Origin of the sequence: Actinoallomurus sp. CA-142502 (assembly GCF_050936355.1) — a bacterium.
GTDB classification, from domain to species: Bacteria; Actinomycetota; Actinomycetes; order Streptosporangiales; family Streptosporangiaceae; genus Actinoallomurus; species Actinoallomurus iriomotensis.
On the sequence record NZ_JBNJMY010000001.1, the window covers coordinates 2563798 to 2585294 of the forward strand.

Annotated in this window: 19 protein-coding genes; 13 read left to right on the forward strand and 6 right to left on the reverse strand. The window is 71.6% G+C overall.

The window, feature by feature from the left end:
• Positions 1-98 precede the first annotated feature (98 nt).
• From ACQEV1_RS12515 to ACQEV1_RS12550, 8 genes are all read left to right on the forward strand, one after another.
• The gene (locus tag ACQEV1_RS12515; protein ID WP_285618598.1) at positions 99-1268 is read left to right on the forward strand and encodes a C40 family peptidase; all 1170 of its coding nucleotides are present in this window, start codon (positions 99-101) and stop codon (positions 1266-1268) included.
• 307 nt (positions 1269-1575) lie between these two features.
• Entirely contained in the window at positions 1576-2097 is a 522-nt protein-coding gene (locus ACQEV1_RS12520) for a hypothetical protein (protein WP_285618594.1), read from the forward strand.
• 222 nt (positions 2098-2319) lie between these two features.
• Positions 2320-3855 carry a phosphoenolpyruvate carboxykinase gene (locus ACQEV1_RS12525; protein ID WP_285618593.1) on the forward strand — a complete coding sequence of 512 codons (1536 nt, stop codon included), beginning with the start codon at positions 2320-2322 and terminating at the stop codon, positions 3853-3855.
• A gap of 218 nt (positions 3856-4073) precedes the next feature.
• Positions 4074-4835, forward strand: coding sequence for an isoprenyl transferase (locus tag ACQEV1_RS12530; RefSeq protein ID WP_285618592.1), 762 nt, complete (start codon positions 4074-4076; stop codon positions 4833-4835).
• Positions 4836-4997: 162 nt separating this feature from the next.
• Complete coding sequence (locus ACQEV1_RS12535) at positions 4998-6305, forward strand: PhoH family protein (RefSeq protein WP_285570944.1); 1308 nt, start codon at positions 4998-5000, stop codon at positions 6303-6305.
• A 420-nt stretch (positions 6306-6725) separates the two neighbouring features.
• A complete protein-coding gene (locus ACQEV1_RS12540) occupies positions 6726-7778 on the forward strand; it encodes a hypothetical protein (RefSeq protein WP_433393850.1) in 1053 nt (350 codons plus the stop codon).
• A 14-nt stretch (positions 7779-7792) separates the two neighbouring features.
• Positions 7793-8029, forward strand: coding sequence for a hypothetical protein (locus ACQEV1_RS12545; RefSeq protein WP_433393852.1), 237 nt, complete (start codon positions 7793-7795; stop codon positions 8027-8029).
• Between the two features lie 65 nt (positions 8030-8094).
• A complete protein-coding gene (locus ACQEV1_RS12550; RefSeq protein ID WP_285618588.1) occupies positions 8095-8550 on the forward strand; it encodes a lytic transglycosylase domain-containing protein in 456 nt (151 codons plus the stop codon).
• A 12-nt stretch (positions 8551-8562) separates the two neighbouring features.
• Here ACQEV1_RS12550 and ACQEV1_RS12555 read toward each other — a convergent pair whose 3' ends face one another.
• On the reverse strand, positions 8563-9963 hold the full coding sequence (locus ACQEV1_RS12555) for a class II fumarate hydratase (protein WP_433393854.1): 1401 nt from the start codon (positions 9961-9963) through the stop codon (positions 8563-8565).
• 38 nt (positions 9964-10001) lie between these two features.
• Entirely contained in the window at positions 10002-11456 is a 1455-nt protein-coding gene (locus tag ACQEV1_RS12560) for a PLP-dependent aminotransferase family protein (protein ID WP_433393856.1), read from the reverse strand.
• Positions 11457-11523: 67 nt separating this feature from the next.
• On the opposite strand from ACQEV1_RS12560, the gene ACQEV1_RS12565 reads away from it, so the two are divergent.
• Positions 11524-12534 carry an EamA family transporter gene (locus ACQEV1_RS12565; protein WP_433393858.1) on the forward strand — a complete coding sequence of 337 codons (1011 nt, stop codon included), beginning with the start codon at positions 11524-11526 and terminating at the stop codon, positions 12532-12534.
• A gap of 142 nt (positions 12535-12676) precedes the next feature.
• Positions 12677-14317, forward strand: a complete 1641-nt coding sequence (locus ACQEV1_RS12570) for a fumarate hydratase (RefSeq protein WP_433393860.1) — start codon at positions 12677-12679, stop codon at positions 14315-14317.
• A gap of 20 nt (positions 14318-14337) precedes the next feature.
• On the opposite strand, the gene ACQEV1_RS12575 is transcribed toward ACQEV1_RS12570, so the two are convergent.
• The gene (locus ACQEV1_RS12575; protein ID WP_433393862.1) at positions 14338-15630 is read right to left on the reverse strand and encodes a serine/threonine-protein kinase; all 1293 of its coding nucleotides are present in this window, start codon (positions 15628-15630) and stop codon (positions 14338-14340) included.
• Between the two features lie 119 nt (positions 15631-15749).
• On the opposite strand from ACQEV1_RS12575, the gene ACQEV1_RS12580 reads away from it, so the two are divergent.
• Together ACQEV1_RS12580 and ACQEV1_RS12585 are read left to right on the forward strand one after the other, a co-directional pair.
• Positions 15750-17168, forward strand: a complete 1419-nt coding sequence (locus ACQEV1_RS12580) for a serine/threonine-protein kinase (RefSeq protein ID WP_433393864.1) — start codon at positions 15750-15752, stop codon at positions 17166-17168.
• Positions 17169-17312: 144 nt separating this feature from the next.
• Positions 17313-17558 carry a hypothetical protein gene (locus ACQEV1_RS12585; RefSeq protein WP_285570917.1) on the forward strand — a complete coding sequence of 82 codons (246 nt, stop codon included), beginning with the start codon at positions 17313-17315 and terminating at the stop codon, positions 17556-17558.
• A 33-nt stretch (positions 17559-17591) separates the two neighbouring features.
• Here ACQEV1_RS12585 and ACQEV1_RS12590 read toward each other — a convergent pair whose 3' ends face one another.
• The 3 genes from ACQEV1_RS12590 to ACQEV1_RS12600 form a co-directional block, all read right to left on the reverse strand.
• On the reverse strand, positions 17592-18803 hold the full coding sequence (locus tag ACQEV1_RS12590; RefSeq protein WP_433393867.1) for an MFS transporter: 1212 nt from the start codon (positions 18801-18803) through the stop codon (positions 17592-17594).
• Between the two features lie 82 nt (positions 18804-18885).
• The gene (locus ACQEV1_RS12595; protein ID WP_285570911.1) at positions 18886-19665 is read right to left on the reverse strand and encodes an ABC transporter permease; all 780 of its coding nucleotides are present in this window, start codon (positions 19663-19665) and stop codon (positions 18886-18888) included.
• Positions 19658-20581, reverse strand: a complete 924-nt coding sequence (locus ACQEV1_RS12600) for an ABC transporter ATP-binding protein (RefSeq protein WP_285618573.1) — start codon at positions 20579-20581, stop codon at positions 19658-19660. Before ACQEV1_RS12600 ends, ACQEV1_RS12595 begins: the two co-directional genes overlap by 8 nt.
• A gap of 55 nt (positions 20582-20636) precedes the next feature.
• Here ACQEV1_RS12600 and ACQEV1_RS12605 point away from each other — a divergent pair, with 55 nt between their 5' ends.
• Positions 20637-21242 carry a DUF1707 SHOCT-like domain-containing protein gene (locus ACQEV1_RS12605; protein ID WP_285618571.1) on the forward strand — a complete coding sequence of 202 codons (606 nt, stop codon included), beginning with the start codon at positions 20637-20639 and terminating at the stop codon, positions 21240-21242.
• Positions 21243-21497: the final 255 nt, after the last annotated feature.

Consider the following 21497-nt stretch of genomic DNA (forward strand, 5'->3'; position numbering starts at 1 on the left):
GGCCAGGCGAAGACGAGTGGTCCACACGGTGCACGGGTAGACGACCGTTGCCCGGTGGGCCATAGTCGTACGACACAGCGGGGATGAGGAGGGGTGCTGTGCGCTGGCCGAGCCGCCGCCGCATGCTGCCGACGGTCATTGGCGTCACTCTCGTCACCACGGTCGCCGCGGACATCGCGGTCGTCGTCGCGCGTGACCAGAGCGGTACCCCGGTGGGAACGAGCGGTGAGCGTCTCGTCGCCGCGACCGACCCCGCGGGCTACACGCCCGGCGCCGTCTCCGCGCTGCGGAAGGAGATCATCCCGCACGTCCTCGTCGCCTCCGACCAGACCATCCCCGCGGCGAACGTCGAGGCGGTCCGGCATGTGAAGGGCGTCAAGGCCGTCGAGGTGGTCGACGCGGCCCGCGCGTTCGTCGCCGGCAAGCGCGTCGGCGTGATGGGCGTCGAACCCTCGACCTTCCGCGCGTACACGCCCGAGGCCAGCGCCAAGTCCGACGCGCTGTGGCGCAACATCTCCGGCGGCGACGTCGCCGTCTCCTTCACGATGGGTAAGGACGGCGGCGTCCCGCTCGCCTCCTGGACCCAGATCGGCGGCACCGACCACAAGACCGCGGTACGCGTCGGCGCGTACGCCACGATGGGCATCGGCCAGGTCGACGCGGTCGTCTCGCACGCCACCGCCCGCTCCATCGGCATGCCGTCCGGCAACGCGCTGCTCGTCAGCGCGCCGCACACCGACGTCGCGAAGCTGCGCAAGGCGCTCGCCAAGGTGCTGCCGCACGGGGTGAAGACCGCGGCACTGGAGTCGCGGTACGACGGCACGAGCGCGCCGGGCAGCTCGCCGAACGGCAAGGTCCTGACCGCGCCCGAGGTCAACACGGTGATCCGCGCGGCCGAGTCGAAGATCGGCATGCCGTACGTCTGGGGCGGCGAGTCCGACGCGGAGGGCGGCTACGACTGCTCCGGGCTCGTGCAGTACGCCTTCGCCAAGGCCGGCATCCGGATGCCGCGCACCGCCGACATCCAGGCGTTCACCGGCTGGCGGCTGCCCTACAGCCAGGCGCAGCCGGGCGACCTGCTCACCTGGAAGAACGACCCGACCTTCAACGGCGTTTCGCACATCGCCATCTACCTCGGCAACAACAAGATGGTCGTCGCGCCGCACACCGGCACGGACGTGCAGATCCAGACGGTCTACATGACCAACTTCTGGGGCGCCATCCGGGTCAACCCGCAACTCGCCGCCCGCAAGGCCGGCGGCGCCTGAGCGACCGCCACCACCGCGAGCACCGAGGCGGCCACCTTGAGGCCGCCGCCGACGTCGTCTGGCGCGTCCGCCGGTAGGCCCGTCTCGTCCACGCGGCGGTGGTGCCCCGCTGACGGGAGGCGGAGCCCAACCAGGTCGTAGCCCCGCACCGACGCCTCGGTGCCGAGGACGTTCCCGAAGTGCTGCGGGGCCATGAACAGCACACCGACGGCCCGAAGGCCGGCGGCGTCGTGCGCGGCCTACGTTCGGCGAGTGGCAATGAAGGCTTTGCTTGGCCGGTACGGCGTTAGTGTGTAATCATGATTACATGACTACGAATGACGGGCTGGAGAAGCTGCGCGGGTGGTTCACGGGGCGGCTTCCGGACGGCTGGTTCGAGGGCGCTCCCGAGGTCGTGCTGGACCGCGAGGAGATCAGCGTGATCGGCCGGCTGGCCGAGCCGAAGGCGGCCGAGGGCGCGTCCGAGGCGGAGCGCTCCGGCGTCATCGCCGGGCATGTGCAGCGCTTCCGCGAGGACACGCGTGAACGCCGGGTCGACATCGCCCGCGAGGCCGAGCACCGGTTCGGTCGCAAGGTCTCCTGGGGCGTCCAGTGCGGGGACGAGACGACGATGTTCACCCAGCTGTCCGTTCCGGTGATGACGCGGCTGCGCCAGTCGGAGCGCAGAGTGCTGGACACCCTCGTGGACGCGGGCGTGGCACGCAGCCGCAGCGACGCCCTGGCGTGGTGCGTGCGCCTGGTCGGCAAGAACGCCGACGACTGGCTGGCCGAGCTCCGCGACGCCCTGCAGCACGTCGAGCGGGCGCGCGCCGCCGGTCCGCAGGTGTGAAGCCGGTAAAACGCACCGGCAACACATCAGAAACAAAGAGAATCGCGAAAGAGGTCTACTCCATAGGTCTAATCCAAAGGTCTATGCCAAAGGTCTAAACCAATGGCTCGAAAGCGTTCTCGCTAAACCAGCCCCACTCATGTTATAAATCGTTCCTCCGGGTACACTCGGAAAAACCCCTGGTCATTCAGCCGAGGGGCGTACCGGCTTGAAGGAGCGATCGTGGCGTACGAAGTCAAGGCCAGTTCCGTCGAGTGGAACCCCGGCCCGGAGCGACTACGTGAACTCACCGAGAAGATGCCCAACTCGTCGGTCACGGAGTTCGCCAACGTCGTGGTGAAGGCGAGGGTCGACAGCCGGAGCGCGAAGTCGACCTTCATCGCCGAGGACTCGACCAACACCACCAAGCAGACCATCACGCGGGCCGAGTACGAGCGCGTCGCGGCCGTGCAGGAGGACTACCTCGCCCGGCAGGACGTGGTCGTCGTCGACGGCTACATCGGCAGCGACCCGGAGTTCCGCACCCGGGCGCGCCTCGTCATCGAGGCCTCGAACGCCAACATCGCGGGAATGCAGAAGCAGCTTTACTACCCGGTCGGGGAGGACTACGACCCGGCGACGTGGGACCCGCACACGACGGTCGTCTACACGCCGAACCTGCCGATGGAGGGCTACCCGAACGACCGCCTCATCGCCGTCGACCTGAATTCCAACATCACGCGCGTCTTCAATTCGGACTACTTCGGTGAGTCCAAAAAAGGCGGCCTGCGAATGTGGAACAACATCGTCTACAAGCGTGGCGGCCTTTCTTTGCACGCGGGCTGCAAGGTCATTCCGGTGGGCGGCGAGAACAAGACGGTGTTGATCGTCGGTCTCTCCGGCACCGGCAAGACCACGACGACTTTCACCACCCAGCTCGGCAGTAAACCGGTCCAGGACGACTTCATCGCGCTGATGCCCCAGGGACGGGTTTACACCACCGAGAACGGCTGCTTCGCCAAGACCTTCGGCCTCGACCCGGAGTTCGAGCCGACGATCTACCACGCGACCACCAAGCCGGACGCCTACCTGGAGAACGTCTCCGTCGACGAGAACGGGAAGGTCGACTTCTTCGACACGTCGTACACCAAGAACGGGCGTACGACCTGGCCGTTCAAGTACGTCGACCCGTGGCCGGCCGACCAGGTGGAGCCCGCCGAGTTCCTGCTGATCCTCAACCGCAACGAGAACATCGTCCCGGGCGTCGCGCGCCTCGACCGCGCGCAGGCCGCGGCGTACTTCATGCTCGGCGAGACCACGGGCACCAGCGCCGGCGGCAAGGACGAGGAGGGCAAGTTCCTCCGCGTGCCCGGCACCAACCCGTTCTTCCCGCGCGACATGGCCGACATGGGCAACCGCATGCTCGAACTGCTCGACGGCCACGAGATGAAGGTGTTCGTCCTCAACACCGGCCGCGTCGGCGGCGGTGAGGGCGACGACCGGAGCAAGAAGGTCAAGATCCCGCACTCGTCGGCGATCGTGCAGGCCATCGTCGAGGACACCATCGAGTGGGAGCAGGACCCCGACTTCGGCTACGAGGTCGCCTCCTCCCTGCCGGGCATCGACGACATGGAGATCCTCCAGCCCCGGCGGCTGTACGAGCGGCAGGACCGGCTCGACGAGTACCACGCGATGGTGGAGCGGATGAAGGCCGAACGGCGGGAGTACCTGGCGTCGTTCCGCGGCCTCGATGAGGCGATCCTGAAGTCCATCCGCTGAGGCCTCAGCGGGCCTGAGAGGCCCTGCGGGCACGGCAGCGCCGAAGAGGCATCCTCACCTGTTGAGGGTGCCTCTCAGCGCGTCTGGTGGGGCTCAGGCGCCCCTGGCGGACACCTGGGGGTTTTCCGGCAGTTCATCCGTACGGGCCCCGCATGCGGAGCTGAGCGCGATAATTGACTGCTCACACCATGGCGCGGAACTGGGAGTAGGTGCGGCTCATGAGCCTGCGGGACCTTGTCTACAAGCTGTACGAACGACGGCTTGAGGCGAGGCTGAACCCCCACGCGAACCCGCGCCACATCGGTGTCATCCTCGACGGCAACCGCCGGTGGGCCCGCTCGATGGGCATCGCCGACATCAACACCGGCCACCAGCGCGGCGCCGACAAGATCTCCGAGCTGCTCCAGTGGTCGCAGGAGACGGGCGTGGAGGTGGTCACGCTGTGGCTGCTGTCCACCGACAACCTCGGCCGGCCCGCCGCCGAGCTGGAGCCCCTCCTGCAGATCATCGAGAACACCGTCGAGGACCTCGCCGCGCAGGGGTGGCGCGTCAAGCCGGTCGGAGCGCTCGACCTGCTCCCCGACAAGACGGCCCGTGTCCTGAAACATGCTGAAGAAAGCACATCCGATGCCCCCGGCCTGATTGTGAACGTCGCAGTTGGGTATGGAGGTAGGCGTGAGATCGCTGATGCGGTGCGCTCACTCCTGCACGAACAAGCGAGCAGGGGCACCAGCATCGAGGAACTGGCCGAGGTCCTCGACGTCGAGCACATTGCCGAGCATCTCTACACCCGTGGCCAGCCCGACCCGGATCTCGTCATCCGTACGTCGGGAGAGCAGCGCCTTTCCGGCTTCATGCTCTGGCAGAGCGCCCACTCGGAGTTCTACTTCTGCGAGGCCTTCTGGCCTGACTTCCGCAAGGTCGACTTCCTGCGGGCGATCCGCGCCTACGCCGCGAGACATCGCCGCTACGGCTCCTGAACCATCTGGGAGGCCAGGCCGAATCCCCGGTTACGTCCGGGTTACTTATCGGCTTGCCTCTGTTCTCGGGTGGGGTGGCGGCTCTAGCGTCGAAACAGGTCCCCCCGAGGAAAGGACGCCTCCTCAGGCGGTCCGCCTGGGCAGGCGCCCGAAGGAGAACGAGTGGCCAGATCAGCCGCCACCCGGCGCACGTACGTCCTCGACACCAGTGTCCTGCTGGCCGACCCGGGAGCGCTGACCCGGTTCGCCGAGCACGAGGTCGTACTCCCGATCGTCGTGATCACCGAGCTCGAGGCCAAGCGTCACCACCCGGAGCTGGGCTACTTCGCCCGTGCCGCGCTGCGGACGCTCGACGACCTCCGGCTCGCGCACGGCCGGCTCGACGAACCTCTGCCCATCGGCGACGAGGGTGGAACGGTCCGGGTCGAGCTCAACCACAGTGACCCCTCCGTGCTGCCGGCCGGATTCCGGCTCGGCGACAACGACACGCGCATCCTCTCGGTGTCGCTGTCGCTGTCCCAGGAGGGGCACGACGTCGTTCTCGTGTCCAAGGACCTTCCGCTGCGGGTCAAGGCGGCCTCCGTCGGCCTGACGGCGGAGGAGTACCGCGCCGAGAAGGTGATCGAGACCGGGCACACCGGCATGGCCGAACTCGAGGTGACCGCCGACCGGCTCGAGCGCCTGTACGACGAGGGCCAGGTGGACCTGGACGAGGCGCGCGACCTGCTCTGCCACACCGGCCTGCGGCTGCTCTCCGGCGGAGGCTCCGCCCTCGGCCGGGTCATGCCCGACAAGTCCGTACGCCTGGTCCGCGGCGACCGTGAGGTCTTCGGCCTCCACGGCCGGTCGGCGGAGCAGCGCGTCGCGCTCGACCTGCTGACCGACGAGGACATCGGCATCGTCTCGCTCGGCGGCCGGGCCGGCACGGGCAAGTCCGCGCTGGCCCTGTGCGCCGGCCTGGACGCCGTGCTCGAACGCCGGCAGCACCGCAAGGTCGTGGTCTTCCGCCCGTTGTACGCCGTCGGCGGCCAGGAACTCGGTTACCTGCCCGGCACCGAGAACGAGAAGATGTCGCCGTGGGGCCAGGCGGTGTACGACACGCTCTCGGCCATCACCACCCCGGAGGTCATCGAGGAGGTCCTCGACCGCGGCATGCTCGAGGTGCTCCCGCTGACCCACATCCGCGGCCGCTCGCTGCACGACTCGTTCGTGATCGTCGACGAGGCGCAGTCCCTCGAACGCGGGGTGCTGCTCACCGTGCTGTCGCGGATCGGCGCCGGCTCGCGCGTCGTGCTCACCCACGACATCGCACAGCGTGACAACCTGCGGGTCGGACGACATGACGGCGTCGTGGCGGTGGTCGAGAAGCTCAAGGGCCACCCGCTGTTCGCACACGTCACCCTGACCAGGTCCGAACGCTCGCCGATCGCCGCCCTGGTGACCGACACGCTCGGCGACGTCGGCGTCTGAGCCTCTTCCCCTGGGGACCCCCGGCACCTTCGGGAGCCGGGGGTTCTCGTCACGCTGCGCGGTCGCGGAGCGTTCTTCGGTAGCAATGTGACCAAAGTCACAGTGTAGCTGAGAAAGCTTGGAAACCGCTGATAGCCGGGTGAATTGAGCGCTCTGTTCCTGATGTGACACGGTTCGCCGTGAGATCAGTCACGTCATTCCGGTTGCGGGGTACCCCCCGTCTTCGTGCAGTCTTGGGCGCCGTAAGCACTCCAGTGGGACAGCCCCCCAGTCCCGGCGTTCACCCCCGCCGTACGCCGCCATGGAGGGCGTGCCCTGCCCAGGGAACCGAACGGCCGCGCCGAGCGCGGCCTCGCCGGTTCCTGGAGTGAGGACATTCGTACGTGTGCCCATGCGCGTGCGACCTTCGGAAGGACCGCCTTGTACGGAGACCAATTCAGGTCACCCGGACGAGACGATCGACAGGACGGCGCCGACCCCCAGCAGGTGCCGTGGGAGACCGGCAGCGGCCCGGTCCCGACGCCGCACGACGACCTCAAGGTCGCCGGCGCACCTCTCAGCGCGCCCTCCGCCCACGACGACGGCGGGTACGACGAGACGCCCTCGTACGACACCGGCGACTTCGACCCGAGCGGCTACGCGCACGGTGCGCCCGACGGCAACGCCACCGCCGCGTACGACATGGGCGAGACGCCCGCCGACAACACGGCGCACGACATCCCCGTGTACCAGCCGGAGTACGAGCCGGAGCCCATGGCCACCTCGGCCATGCCGCCGTACGGCGGGCCCGGGCCGGACCCCGCGCTCACCCCTGACTTCGAGGGCGCGCGCCGCAGCCCCACCGCGGGCAACAAGCGGCTGATCCGCTTCGCCGCGGTCGCAGCCGCCGTCGCCGTGGTCGGCGGCGGAGGCGTCGCCTGGGCGGTGACCGGTGGCTCCTCCTCCTCGGACCGGCACAACAGCACCCAGCAGGTGCAGGCTCAGGCCCCGCCCCCCGCGCCGCTGACCGACGCGCAGCGCGCGGACGCCGAGAAGCGGCGCCAGAAGGAGCTGAAGAAGCGCGCCTCCCGCGCCGCCCGTAACACGGTGGTCCGGCCGAGGCTGCTGGCCAAGGGCACGCCTCCGCCGAAGCCGAAGCCCAGCACCCCCAGCGCGGGCAACCCGGTGCCGGCGGGCGAGGCGCAGCGCATCGCGCGCTCGCTGCTGCCGGGCTACGGCTGGAGCCCGAGCTCGCAGTTCGGTTGCCTGGTCAACCTGTGGAACCGCGAGAGCGGCTGGAACGTGCACGCCGCCAACCCGTCCGGGGCGTACGGCATCCCGCAGGCGAAGCCGGGCTCGAAGATGGCCAGCGCCGGGCCCGACTGGCAGAACAACGCCACCACCCAGATCAAGTGGGGCCTCGGCTACATCAAGGACCGGTACAGCACCCCGTGCGGGGCCTGGTCGCACTCCCAGTCCACCGGCTGGTACTAAGGGTCGGGCACACAGTGGTTCACAACTCCATACGTGGTTCCGTTGCGCCGAAGGCCGTCGCCACGCTGGCCGGCCTCGGCGTCGCGGCGGGGCTCGCCCTGGCGGCGCCCGCGCGCGCGGCGTCGCCGAGCACGGCCGCCTCGCGGATCGTCGCGGCGCGGCACCACAAGAAGCCCGACACCGGCGACCGGCGTCACCACGCCACGCGCCAGGAGCAACGAAACGGCGCGGCGGCGGCAAAGAACCGGTAACGGCCCGGCACGGATGCCGCCCGCGCGGGTGTCGCCCCGCCGTGGCCGCGGAGAGTGTCCTGGCTGTGCATCGATACATCATCCGGATCACCGCGGCCATCGGCTGTGCCGTCACGGTGGGCCCGTGGGCGCCCGGCCGTACGGCGACGGCGCAGGTCCGCGCGGACCATGACTCCGCACACGACTCCGGCCGCGTCGACGCGCTGGAGATCTCCGCGCCGTTGCGCAACCGGCTGCTGGCCGTGGCGCTCATGACCCCGCGCGGCTGGTCGGACCGGCAGTGGCGGTGCCTGGACCGGCTGTGGACACGCGAGAGCAACTGGAACCACCTGGCGCGCAACCGCTCGTCCGGGGCGTACGGGATCCCTCAGGCGCTGCCCGCCACCAAGATGCGCAGCGCCGGCGACGACTGGCGCGGCAGCGCGGCGACGCAGATCAAGTGGGGGCTCGGCTACATCGCCCGGCGGTACGGCACCCCGTGCGCGGCCTGGGGCCACGCCGAGGCCGCGGGCTGGTACTGAGGCGCGCCGCCCTCAGGACCCGCTCGGACGGGTCATCGCGAGGGTGTCCAGTGCGGCGTCGAGCTGTTCGAGCGTCAGGTCGCCGCGATCGACGTATCCGGCGTCGAGCACGACCTCCCGGATCGTCCGGCGTTCGGCGAGCGCTCGCTTGGCCACCTTGGCGGCCTCCTCGTAGCCGATGTAGCGGGTGAGCGGCGTGACGATGGCCGTGGAGGAGGCGGCGTACTCCCGGCCGCGTTCGGCGTCGGCCTCGATCCCGTCGACGCACTTGTCGGCGAGGACGCGGGAGACGGAGGTCAGCAGGCGCAGCGACTCCAGCAGGTTGCGGGCCATCATCGGCATCATGACGTTGAGCTCGAAGGTGCCCGCCGTGCCGCCGTAGGCGATGGCGGCGTCGTTGCCGATGACCTGTGCTCCGACCTGGCACACCGCCTCGGGGATGACCGGGTTCACCTTGCCCGGCATGATCGAGGAGCCCGGCTGGAGCTCGGGCAGGCGGACCTCGGCCAGGCCGGCGCGCGGACCGGAGTTCATCAGGCGCAGGTCATTGGCGATCTTGATGAGGCCCGCCGCGATGGTCCGTAGCACCCCGCTGGTCTCCACGAGGGCGTCGCGCGCGCCCTGCGCCTCGAAGTGGTTCCGGGCCTCGGTGAGCGGCAGATTTGTGTCGTGCGCCAGCTCGGCGATGACCCGCTGGGCGAAGCCGGCCGGCGTGTTGACGCCCGTCCCGACCGCGGTGCCGCCCAGCGGCAGCTCGGCCAGGCGCGGCAGGGCGGCCTCGAGACGCTCCACGCCGTACGCGACCTGGGCGGCGTACCCGCCGAACTCCTGGCCGAGCGTGACCGGTGTGGCGTCCATCAGATGGGTGCGGCCCGCCTTGACGACGGCGGCGAACTCCTCGGCCTTGCGCCCCAGCGCGTCCGTGAGATGCCGGAGCGCGGGGACCAACTCGTGCACCACGAGACCGGCGGCCGCGATGTGGATCGAGGTGGGGAAGACGTCGTTGGAGGACTGGGAGGCGTTGACGTGGTCGTTGGGGTGGACGGGACGGCCGAGCCGTTCCTGGGCGACCGTAGCGATGACCTCGTTGGCGTTCATGTTCGACGACGTGCCGGAGCCGGTCTGGAACACGTCGATCGGGAAGTGCTCGTCGTACTCGCCCTCGGCGACGGCGAGCGCGGCCTTCTCGACGGCGTCGGCCATCTCCGGTTCGAGCACGCCGAGCTCGGCGTTGACCCGTGCCGCCGCGGCCTTGATGCGGGCGAGCGCCGCGATCTGCGCGCGCTCCAGCCGCTGGCCCGAGATGGGGAAGTTCTCCACCGCCCGCTGCGTCTGGGCCCGCCACTTGGCCCAGGACGGGAGCCGGACGTCTCCCATGGAGTCGTGCTCGACCCGGTGTTCCTGCTCGGACATCTGATGCCTCCCGGAACGTTGTGCCGACACCATCGACCCTATGCGCGGCGGAGATCGTCCCGCCGCCCGGGCCGGGCGGCGGCCACCGCTCTCGCGAGGAGGCCGACCGCTTCGGCGAGGCGGTGCTCGGCCAGCCGGGCGTAGCCGACCACGATCGCGGGCGGGCCGGGCCGCCCTACGTGCATCGGCGCGACGCCCTCCACCGCCACGCCCAGCGCGGCCGCCCCGGCGACCACGGCGGCCTCGTCGCAGTCTCCGGGGAGCTCGGCGTACGCGTGCAGGCCGGCGGAGACGCCGTGCACCCGCACCTCCGGCAGGCGTTCGGCCAGCGCCGCCACGAAGGCGTCCCGCCGGTCCCGGTACGTCCGGCGCATCAGCCGCAGGTGCCGGGAGTACTCCCCGCCGGCGATCAGGCGTGCGAGGACGTGCTGGTCGAGCACTGGCGAACCGAGGTCGTACAGGGCGCGTGCCGCCCGCAGGCGTACCGCCAGCCACGGGGGCGCCACCGCCCAGCCGATGCGGAGAGCGGGCGACAGCGCCTTGCTCACCGAACCGGCCAGCAGCACCCGCTCCGGCGCGAGCCCCTGCAGGCAGCCGACGGGGTCGCGGTCGTAGCGGAACTCCCCGTCGTAGTCGTCCTCGATGACCAGCGCGTCGACGTCGCGCGCCCAGTCGATCAGCGCGGCGCGGCGCCGGGGGGAGAGCACGACCCCGGTGGGGAACTGGTGGGCCGGCGTGACCAGCACCGCCCGCGCCCCCGTACGGGCCAGCGCGTCGACGTCGATGCCCTCCGCGTCCACGGGTACCCCGGCCAGCTCGACGCCGGTGGCCCGGATCATCGGGATCTGGTGGTGGCCCAGCGGGTCCTCCACCGCGAGCAGCCGGTGTCCCTCCTCGATCAGCACGCGCGGGACGATCGCCAGCATCTGGGCCACGCCCGCGGTCACGACGAGCGCCGCCGGGTCGGCCACGGCGGCGCGCACCCGTGCCAGGTGCGCGGCCAGCTCGGCCCGCAGCTCCGGCACGCCCGCAGGATCGGGGTAGTTCAGCGCGGCGTGCGGCAGTTCGCGCAGGACGTCCCGCAGCGTCGCCGCCCAGCGGTCGCGGGGGAACGCGGCCAGGTCCGGCTTGCCCGGCCGCAGATCGTAGGCGATGCCGGGCGGGTCGGCCGGGCCCGCCTCGGTGCCGGCGGCGAGCCGTAGCGCGCGCCGGTGCGCCTCGCTGCGCGCCTCCGGCGCCGGGCGTACGGCCGGGGCCGGCGCGACCCGGGTGCCGTCGCCCTGCCGGGACACCACGAAGCCCTCCGCGACGAGCTGTTCGTACGCGGTCACCACGACGCCGCGCGAGACGTCCAGGTCGGCGGCCAGGTCGCGGGTCGAGGGCAGGCGCGCGCCGGGGCGCAGGCGTTCGTCGCGCACCGCCGCGCGCAGGCCGTCGGCGAGCTGGGCCGCGAGCCGTCCCGCCGACCGGTCCAGAGTGAGATGCAGGTCCAATGGTCCTCGAAACGTGGCGCGGATTGGTCCTCGTGAGGGAACCAATAGACCCCTAGCGTCTCAGCGCATGGGGCAGAACACCAACATCCGGGGCATCGTCCAGGCCGCCGTCGCCATGACCACCGTCGGCACGCTCACCGCCGTCTCCGCCACCGTCTCCCGCTATCCGGTCTACGGCGGGCAGGCCGTGCGCTACGCGGTGGCGGCCGTCATCCTGCTGGGCGTGGCGCGGCTGCGCGGCCCGCGGCCGGGCCCGTCCGCCCGCTGGGAGTGGCCGCTGCTCGCGGCGCTGGCCGCCACGGGCCTCGCCGGGTTCAACGTCTGCATCGTCGAGGGCACCCACTACACGAGCCCCGCGACGATCGGGACGGTGGTCGGCTCGGTCCCGGTCGTGCTCGCCGTGGCGGCGCCGCTGATGGATGGGCGGCGGCCGGCCGCGCGCATCGTCGCCGCGGCGGCGGTGGTGACCGCCGGGGCGGCCCTGGCCAACGGCCTGGGCGGCGGCAGCCTGCCGGGGCTCCTGCTGGCGCTGGGGGCGCTGGCCGGGGAGGTGTGCTTCTCGCTGCTGGCCCTGCCGCTGCTGCCCCGGCTCGGCGCGGTACGGGTCTCGGCCTACTCGGCGGCCGCCGCGGTGCCGATGCTGCTGGCCGCCGGGCTGGCCGTGGACGGCACGTCGGTGCTGCGGGTGCCGACCCGGGGCGAGGTCGCCGGCCTCGGGTACCTCTCGCTCGTCGTCACGGCCGGCGCGTTCATCGTCTGGTACGACGCGCTGGGCCGGATCGGCGCCGACCGGGCGGGGCTGTTCGCCGGCCTGATCCCGGTCAGCGCGGTGGCGACCACGGTGGTGCTCGGGCTCCGGTCTCCGGGCATGGCCGAACTCGGCGGCGCCCTCCTCGTCGGCCTCGGCGTGATCGTGGGTCTCAGGAGATCAGCGGAACGGCCACTCGCGGTTGCCGCCCCGGCGGACGATCACGATCCAGCCCACGACGAAGAGGGTCACCAGGATCAGGCCCACGACGATCAGCACCCCGAAGATCGCCGCTTCGTTGCGGAAAAGGCCGCTGATCACGGCGTGTGACATCAGAACCATGATTCCCCCAAAGCCGGACATACCCCTGTTTGACGGAACCAAGACGGTTGTCGAGCTGGTGTCCACCCCGTCGACGGGCCGCTCTACCCTGGTAAGCCTCACCAACACCGTGCCGCCTGTGAGGACACCGATGCCCGAGTTCGCCTTCACCGAACTGCTTCCGCAGGGTCCCGACGAGACCGAGTACCGCCTGCTGACCACCGACGGGATCAGCGAGTTCGGGGCCGGAGACCGTACGTTCCTCCAGGTGGAGCCCGAGGTGCTGCGACTGCTCACCGAGACGGCGATCCACGACATCTCCCACCTCCTGCGGCCGGCCCACCTCGCGCAGCTCCGCCGGATCCTCGACGACCCCGAGTCCTCCCCGAACGACCGGTTCGTCGCCCTCGACCTGCTGAAGAACGCCAACATCGCCGCCGCGGGCGTCCTGCCGATGTGCCAGGACACCGGCACCGCGATCGTCATGGGCAAGCGCGGGCAGCACGTCCTCACCGACGGCGACGACGAACGCCACATCGCGCGCGGCGTCTACGACGCCTACACGCGCCTGAACCTCCGCTACTCCCAGCTCGCGCCGCTGACCATGTGGGAGGAGAAGAACACCGGCAGCAACCTGCCGGCCCAGATCGAGCTGTACGCCACGCCGGGCGACGCGTACAAGTTCCTCTACATGGCCAAGGGCGGGGGCAGCGCCAACAAGTCGTTCCTCTACCAGGAGACCAAGGCCGTCCTGAACCCCAAGCGGATGCTGACCTTCCTGGAGGAGAAGATCCGCTCGCTGGGCACCGCGGCCTGCCCGCCGTACCACCTGGCCATCGTCGTGGGCGGCACGAGCGCCGAGTACGCCCTCAAGACCGCCAAGTACGCCTCCGCGCACTACCTGGACACGATGCCGACCTCGGGCGGCCCGGCCGGGCACGGCTTCCGCGACCTCGACCTGGAGCAGCAGGTGTTCGAGCTCACCCAGCAGCTCGGCATCGGCGCGCAGTTCGGCGGCAAGTACTTCTGCCACGACGTCCGCGTGATCCGGCTGCCCCGGCACGGCGCGTCCTGCCCGGTGGCGATCGCGGTGTCGTGCAGCGCCGACCGGCAGGCCCTCGCGAAGATCACCCGCGACGGCGTCTTCCTCGAGCAGTTGGAGCCCGACCCGGCGCGTTTCCTGCCCGACACCACCGAGGACGACCTTGAGGGCGACGTCGTGCGCATCGACCTCAACCGGCCGATGTCGGAGATCTGCGCCGAGCTCGGCCGGTACCCGGTCAAGACGCGGCTGTCGCTGAGCGGCCCGCTCGTGGTCGCCCGCGACATCGCCCACGCCAAGATCAAAGAACGCCTCGACGCCGGCGAGCCGATGCCGTCGTACCTGCGCGACCACGCCGTCTACTACGCCGGCCCGGCCAAGACGCCGGAGGGCTACGCCAGCGGTTCCTTCGGCCCCACGACGGCGGGCCGGATGGACTCCTACGTGGAGCAGTTCCAGGCGGCGGGCGGATCGTTCGTCATGCTGGCCAAGGGCAACCGGAGCAAGCAGGTCACCGACGCCTGCAAGGCGCACGGCGGCTTCTACCTCGGCTCCATCGGCGGACCCGCCGCGCGGCTCGCGCAGGACTGCATCAAGAAGGTCGACGTGCTGGAGTACCCCGAACTCGGCATGGAGGCCGTCTGGAAGATCGAGGTGGAGGACTTCCCGGCCTTCATCGTCGTGGACGACAAGGGCAACGACTTCTTCGCCGACACGACGGGCCCGCTGCTGACCATCGGCCGCCGCTGACGCGGTGCCCCGGCGGTCGCTCAGCCGCCGGGGCCCCTGCCCTTCCCCTTGGCCCTGCCCTTCCCCTTGCCCGGTTTGCCGCTCTGCGCCGGGCCGTCCGCCGGGGACGGCTGGGCGGAGGAGCTCCGCGCCGCCGGGCGGTGCGTTCGCCGGTGCGGAACGACCACGCGGTGGGTGACGGCGGCGTTCGACGGCACCGCCGTGGGCGTGCCGCCGTGCGGCGTCTCCGGCAGGTGCCCGCCGTGGTCGGCGGCGGTCGTCACGAGCGCGGCGACGAGTGCCGCCGCCGTCGCCGTGGCGGCCACCGCGACCGGCGCGGACGCCGAGGGGCGCCTCGGCCGGGGCAGATCCCTGGTGCCGGACCGGCCGCCGGTCGGGAAGGGTTCTCGATCACCGGTGTGCGGCAGGTCCGGCTCGGGGGCCGTCCTGCGGGCGGGCACCTCGCGTACCGGCTCGCGCGTCGCGCCGGCCCAGTCGAGCCACACCTGCAGCTCGGCGGCGGCGGGACGCCCGGCCGGGGACTTGCTGAGGGCCTGGCTCACCGGTCCGCGCAGCGAGTCGTCCAGCCCGTCGAGGTCCGGCGCGTCGAACATGGTCCGCTCCGCGAGGGCGTCCGGGTCACCCCGGCCGAACGGGTTGCGGCCGGTGGCGGCGAACCCGATGACGCATCCCCAGCCGAAGACGTCGGAGGCGGGTGTGGCCGGGAGGCATTCGAGACGCTCGGGCGGGATCCATCCCGGGCTGCCCACCACCATGCCCGGCCCGGTCGGGCCGCCCGCGTCGCCGACCGGCCGCGCGATGCCGAAGTCGATCAGACGCGGCCCGGTGGCGCTCAAGATGATGTTGGCCGGTTTCACGTCACGGTGGATCAGCCCGGCATGGTGGACGGCGGCGAGCGCGCGCGCCACGCCGACCGCCAGCGCCCGCAGCGCCGCGCCGGCCAGCGGCCCGTCGGCCTTGACGGCCTGCGCCAGCGACGGTCCCTCGACGTACTCGGTGACGACGTAGGGAGGCCGGTGGCCGCTGCCGTCGGCCACGAGACGCGCGACGTACACGGCGGGCGCCCGGCGCAGGCACGCGGCCTCCGCCTCGTAGCGCCGTGTTAAGTCCTCGTCGCCGGCCGTCTCACCGTGGGCGGTCTTGACCGCGACGAGAGCGCCGTCGGGGCCGCGACCCAGGTAGACGACGCCCATCCCGCCGTGACCCAGGCGTCCGAGCAGCGGGTATCCGCCGATCTGAGCCGGGTCCTCAGACGTCAGCGGCCGTACACCCGCAGGCAGGCTCTCGTCCGCCGAGGCCGTAGGTGTCCGCATGCGCCAAGCCCTCCGTGGGAACCGGGTGATCTCGATCCTGCATTTCGGCCGGGTTCCGTGCAAGTGAACGGCAAAGATCTGGATACCGGAGTTAACGTCTCCCAGGTATCTTGCGCTTCGTGGCCGAGTCGCGGGATCGCTTGCTCTCCGGCCGCTACCGGCTCATCGACCAGATCGGCCGGGGCGGCATGGGAACGGTCTGGTGGGCCCACGACGAGCTGGAGGATCGCGAGGTCGCGGTCAAGGAGGTGCACCTGCCGCCCAGCCTCGGCCACCGCGAGCGGGTCAACCTCCTGCGGCGCACCGACCGTGAGGCGCTCGCCGCCGGCCGCCTGCGCCATCCCGGGCTGATCGCCATCTACGACATGGTGATCGAGGACTCCCGCCCCTGGCTGGTCATGGAGTACGTCGCGGCGCGTTCGCTGGAGGACGTCTTCGTCGACGACGGTCCCATCTCCCCGCGCCGCGTCGCGGAGATCGGCGTGCAACTGCTGTCCGCACTTCGCGCCGCGCACGACGCCGGCATCGTCCACCGCGACGTGAAGCCGAGCAACGTCCTGCTGGAGACCTCCGGGCGGGTCGTGCTCACCGACTTCGGCATCGCGACCTACGACGGCGCCACCACGCTGACCCAGACCGGCACGTTCATGGGCTCCCCGGCGTACGTCGCGCCCGAGGTGGCGCGCGGCGAGCCCGCGACTCCGGCGTCGGACCTGTGGTCACTCGGCGCGACGCTCTACGCCGCGGTGGAGGGCCGCCCGCCGTACGACTACGAGACCGCGATGGCGACGCTGAGCGCCCTCGTCACCAGCGAGCCCGACCCCCCGATGCGCGCGGGGCCGCTCCGGTCCGTCCTCGGAGGCCTGCTGACCAAGGACCCGGCCCGGCGCCTGACCGCCGCGCGGGCGGGCGAACTGCTCGCGGCCGCCGCCACGCCGCCCGCACCGGCTCCCCGGCCGCAGCGACGCCGGCGACGGCTCACCGAGCGCGGCGGGGTCGTGCCCGTGGTGACCGTCGGCGTGCTGGCCCTGGCGATCGGCGCGGGCGTCCTCGCGGGGGTGAAGGGCACACCCGCCCGATACTCCGGGCGGCCGACGTCGCAGCCCCCCTCGGCCACGGCCGGCTCGGCCACCCCACGGTCGCGGGACCCGGAGGTCGGCCCGCTTCCGGCGACGATCGGTGGCGAGACGGGCGGGCCGCCGGCGGTACGCCTCGCCCGGGGCGGCGCGACCTGGCCGGACACCTCCGGGCTGACGCTGCGGCTCGGCGCCGGCCACAGCGCCGCGCGGGTGTCGGTCGTCGTGACCTGCCCGTCGGGTCCGCGCCTGCTGACCTTCACCGCGTACGTGCTCGGGGACGCCGGGTCGCTCGTGCACGGCACGTGCGCCGCCGTGGGCGGCAGCCCGCCCGCGTCCCGGCCCCTGCGGCTGCCGCCGGGCACCGATCCGGCCCGGATCCGCGTCCGCGTACGCCCCGGCGCCGACGCCGGTGACGGCCCGATCGCCTGGTTCGCGGGCGTGTACGGCGCGGCCTCCTAGTGTCTATCGCGCCCTTCACCCTGGCGGAGAGTAGTGCGTCGACTACGCTCGCCGTATCGCTGAGGGCGGGTGACCCGCGACACCGGGAGACGTGTGTGGGGCCGGTGATGGTGGGTAATACCGCGACGACGATGGAGGAATGTGATGAGCCTGGACGAAGCAGCCCGCCAACTGGAACTGGCGGCCCACGATACGCAGGTCGCCTTCGACTGCATCGGTCTCGGTGAGATCGAGCGCGCCCACACTCACACGATCACCGCGAGAGCGGCGGCGGACGCGGCCGAGGTCGCCCTGCGCATCGCCCTCGCCGACATGTCGCCGGAAGAGGCCGAACGCGCCGGCGAGACGGCCATGAAACGGATCGAGCAGGAAGAGGGCTCGCGGCGCTGAGCCCGCCCAGCTACGTCGCGGGTCCCGTCTCCGTCAGGCGACGGGACGCTCGGCGACCGGGGTTCGCGGGTCGGCGCCGGGCAGCGGCGCCGGCTCGACGCCCTTGGCGGTCCCGAGGATCACGAGGGTGAGCGCGGCGCCGACCACGTAGGCGATCCACAGGTTCGACGCGACCGCGCCCGCGATGACCGCGCCCAGCACGAAGCCGGCGTAGTTGAAGACGTTCACCCGTGCGACGGCGATGCCCAGGCCGGTGGGGTCGAGCCGTCCGGCCGCCGAGAACGACGTCGGCACCACGACGGCCAGGCCCAGCCCGGCGACCGCGAACCCGGCGATCGCCACCGCCGGATCCGGCGCGAGCGCCGCCGCCAGCAGCCCGAGCCCGCCCACCAGTGCCCCCACCGCGACGACCCGCGCCGCCCCGTACGCCCGTACGACGAAGTCGGCGCCGGCCCGGCTCAGCATCATGCAGACCTGGTACGCGACGTACGCCAGCGGAGCGACCGCGCCCGCGGCGTGCAGGTCGTCCTTCAGATACTTGGCGCTGTAGCTCGATGTGGCCGAGTCGGCGATGTACATGCAGGTCACGGCTATCCCGATGACGACGATCGGTCGCCACGGGACCCGCTTGGCGGCGGCCCGCAGCTGGTCGCCGCTGGGCCCGCTGGACTCCATCGCCCGCGGATAGAGCCGATGGCCGCTGCCGAGGGTGACCGCGAGCCCGAGCGCCGCCGGGATGGCGAACCCGGTGCCGAGCCCCAGGCCGACGCGGTTGGCGAGCGCGATCCACAGCCCCGCGACGATGCCGGCCGCGCTCCAGATCGCGTGGAACCCGGTCAGCAGGCTCTTGCCGTACCGCGTCTCGGCGGTGACCGCCTGGGCGTTCATGGACGCGTCCACGGCGCCGACGAACAGGCCGAACAGCGCGGTGGCCGCGTACAGGGCCGGATCGCCGGGGGCCACGCCGATCGCGAGGATCGACAGCAGGACGAGCGGCTGGGAGATCCGCAGCACCGGGCCGCTGCCGTACCTCGGCATCAGCGCGCCGGCCAGGACACTGCCGACGCCGGCGACGACGGGCACGGCCAGCAGGACCAGGGCGAGCGTGGCGTCACTGAGGCGGTGGGCCTTCTGGATCTCCGGGATCCGGGTCACCAGCGCGGCGAACGACAGGCCCTGCACTCCGAAGGCGGCGTACGCCGCGCGACGGCCTCGCCGGGTCCGTTGGTCGATCTCTGCCGCCACCGCGCCCTCCGAAACATGAAAGAGGTTCGCGTCAGCGTAGAGACCGGGCGCGCCACGGTCAATACGGCCGGACCTGGTGGAATCAGTCGATGAGGCGGCGGCGCATGCCGCGCACGGCGAGGAACCACATCAGCGCGGCGAACACCAGCAGAGCGCCCACGTGCCCCAGGTCGGCGAGCGGGTGGAAGCCGAACACGGCGTGGCGTACCAGCTCCACGCAGTGGTACAGCGGGTTGACGTGGGCGATCGGGTGGGCCCAGTGGGGGAGGCCGCTGATCGGGAAGAACGTGCCCGCGACCAGGAACAGCGGGGCCAGCACGCCGCTGATGATGTAGTCGAAGCTGTTGATCGACGGGACCACGGTGGACGCCCAGATGCCGAACAGCGCGAAGCCCGACGCGGTCAGCACGGTGAAGATCGGCACGGCGACCACGCCGGCGTGCGGCCGCAGGCCGAAGGCCAGCGACACGAGGATGGGGGCACAGGAGTACACCCCGCTCTTGACCGCGATCCACGACGCCTCGCCGGCCACCACCTCGTGCACGTCCACCGGCGCGGCCAGGACCGCGTCATAGGAATGCTGGTAGGTGCGGCGGATGTAGGTGTTGAACATCCCGGGGAACACCGAGGTGAACAGCGTCGCCGTCGCGACCACGCCCGTGCCGACGAAGTCGACGTAGCGGTAGCCCGCGACATGGCCCACGAGCGAGCCGAAGCCGAAGCCGAACGCCAGCAGGTAGATCGTCGGCTCGATGATCGACGCGAACGACGACGAGGCCCAGTAGCGGCGGAACAGCGCCAGCTCACGCCGCCACACCCCGCGCACCGGCGCCCACTCGAAGACCTTTAGGTGATCAGTCAACGGTCTCTCCGGTCAGCATGACGAAGACGTCCTCGAGGTTGGCGGCCCGGCGTACGACGCGGTCGCCGTTGGCCAGGTTGTCGGCGAGCGACGGCGGGATCCGCTCGGCGCGCAGCACCGACACGGTCGGGCCGGTGCGGCGGGTCGGCAGGCCCGCGCGGTGGGCCAGGCCCTCGACCTCGGCCAGCCGCTCCGGCGGGCCCTCGTGCTCCTCGACGCGGTCGCCCGCGTGATCGGCGATCAGCTCGGCCGGGCTGCCGGTCGCGATCACCCTGCCGCGTGACATCAGGGCGCACGTGTCGGCGAGGCGCTCGGCCTCCTCGATGTAGTGCGTGGACATCAGCACCGTCACCCCGGACGCGCGCAGCGCGGCGATCAGCCCCCACAGGTCGGCGCGCACCTGCGGGTCGAGGCCGACGGTCGGCTCGTCCAGCAGCACCAGGCGCGGCGAGTGCACCAGCCCCCGCGCGACCAGCAGCCGCCGCCGCATGCCGCCGGACAGCTTGTCGGCGCGCGCGTCGGCCCGGCCGGTCAGGTGGGCGATCTCCAGCGCCCGGTCCACCGCCGCGCGTACGCCCGCGCGTGGCACGCGGTAGAGCCGCGCGAAGACCTCGAGGTTCTGCCGGGCGGTCAGCTCCTCGTCGAGGTTGTCGGTCTGCGGCACGACGCCCATCAGAGCCCGTGCCTGCTTGGCCTCACGCGGGATGTCGTGGCCGAGCACGTTGATCGTGCCCTCGTCGGCCCTTGACTGGGCGGTCAGCAGGCGCATCGTCGTGGACTTGCCGGCGCCGTTGGGGCCGAGCAGCCCGAGACAGACGCCGTCGGGCACCTCCAGCGTCAGCCCGTCGACCGCCGCGATCGACGTGCCGTCACGATCGGTGTACCGCTTGACGACGTCACGCAACACGATGGCCATGCTGTTCACGGTATGCAGGGCCTCTGACAGACCGCCAACGAATATCGTCGGGGGCGTGGACCTTCCGTGGAAACCCGGCGGCGACGATCTCTCGCCGCGTGAGCTGCGCGCCTCCGACACCGACCGGGAGAACGTCGTGCGGCTCCTGAGGGAGGCCCACGGCGACGGCCGGATCACGCTCGACGAGCACGGCGAACGGGTCGAGCGGGCGTACGCCGCCCGCACGCTCGGCGAGCTCGCCGTGCTGACCCGTGACCTGCTCCCGGAGGAGCAGCAACCCATCCGGCTGGACCCGGGCCCGCTGCACGCCCTGTTCGGCACCGTACGACGCGACGGGCGGTGGGTCGTGCCCGGCCGGTTCGCGGCCGCGGCGGTCTTCGGCACGCTGGAGATCGACCTGCGGGAGGCCCTGCTGCAGCGCCGTCACGTCGTCGTACGCGCGAGCGTGCTCGGCGGGCGGCTCCGGCTGGTCGTCCCCGAGGGCGTGCGCGTGGAGTTCACCGGGCGGTCCATCGTGGGCTCGCAGGCGCTGCGCGTACGGCAGCCGCAGGGCCCGGACGTGCCCGTCATCGAAGTGAGCGGCACGGTGGTGTTCGGTTCGGTCGGCGCGCGCACGCCGAGACGCCGCCGGTTGCCCCGCCTGCGCCGCCCGGCCCGCTGATCACAGAACCGGAGCAGCAGGTCACGCAGGAGGTTCAATAACGGTTGAGACTCCTCGGCGCGCATCCCCTTGAACTGGTACGGACCAGCTCCTATCGTTCAGTGCCATGCGCGATTCTGCTCAGTGAGCAGTCGAATCGTGCACAACCTTTCATGCCTGTGAAAGGAGGTGGCGGCGCGAGCCGCACACCAGCTGTGCCACGCCAAGCGGCCGCTCGGAGGTGATGAGCCGGGGGCCCGGCCGGGGGTTGGCGAC

Excerpts from the sequence above, each read along its gene's own strand:
- ACQEV1_RS12520 (WP_285618594.1), top strand. The coding sequence starts at position 1,576 with ATGACTACGAATGACGGGCTGGAGAAGCTGCGCGGGTGGTTCACGGGG.
- ACQEV1_RS12530 (WP_285618592.1), top strand. The coding sequence starts at position 4,074 with ATGAGCCTGCGGGACCTTGTCTACAAGCTGTACGAACGACGGCTTGAG.
- ACQEV1_RS12555 (WP_433393854.1), bottom strand. The coding sequence starts at position 9,963 with ATGTCCGAGCAGGAACACCGGGTCGAGCACGACTCCATGGGAGACGTC.
- ACQEV1_RS12565 (WP_433393858.1), top strand. The coding sequence starts at position 11,524 with ATGGGGCAGAACACCAACATCCGGGGCATCGTCCAGGCCGCCGTCGCC.
- ACQEV1_RS12570 (WP_433393860.1), top strand. The coding sequence starts at position 12,677 with ATGCCCGAGTTCGCCTTCACCGAACTGCTTCCGCAGGGTCCCGACGAG.
- ACQEV1_RS12575 (WP_433393862.1), bottom strand. The coding sequence starts at position 15,630 with ATGCGGACACCTACGGCCTCGGCGGACGAGAGCCTGCCTGCGGGTGTA.
- ACQEV1_RS12585 (WP_285570917.1), top strand. The coding sequence starts at position 17,313 with ATGAGCCTGGACGAAGCAGCCCGCCAACTGGAACTGGCGGCCCACGAT.
- ACQEV1_RS12600 (WP_285618573.1), bottom strand. The coding sequence starts at position 20,581 with ATGGCCATCGTGTTGCGTGACGTCGTCAAGCGGTACACCGATCGTGAC.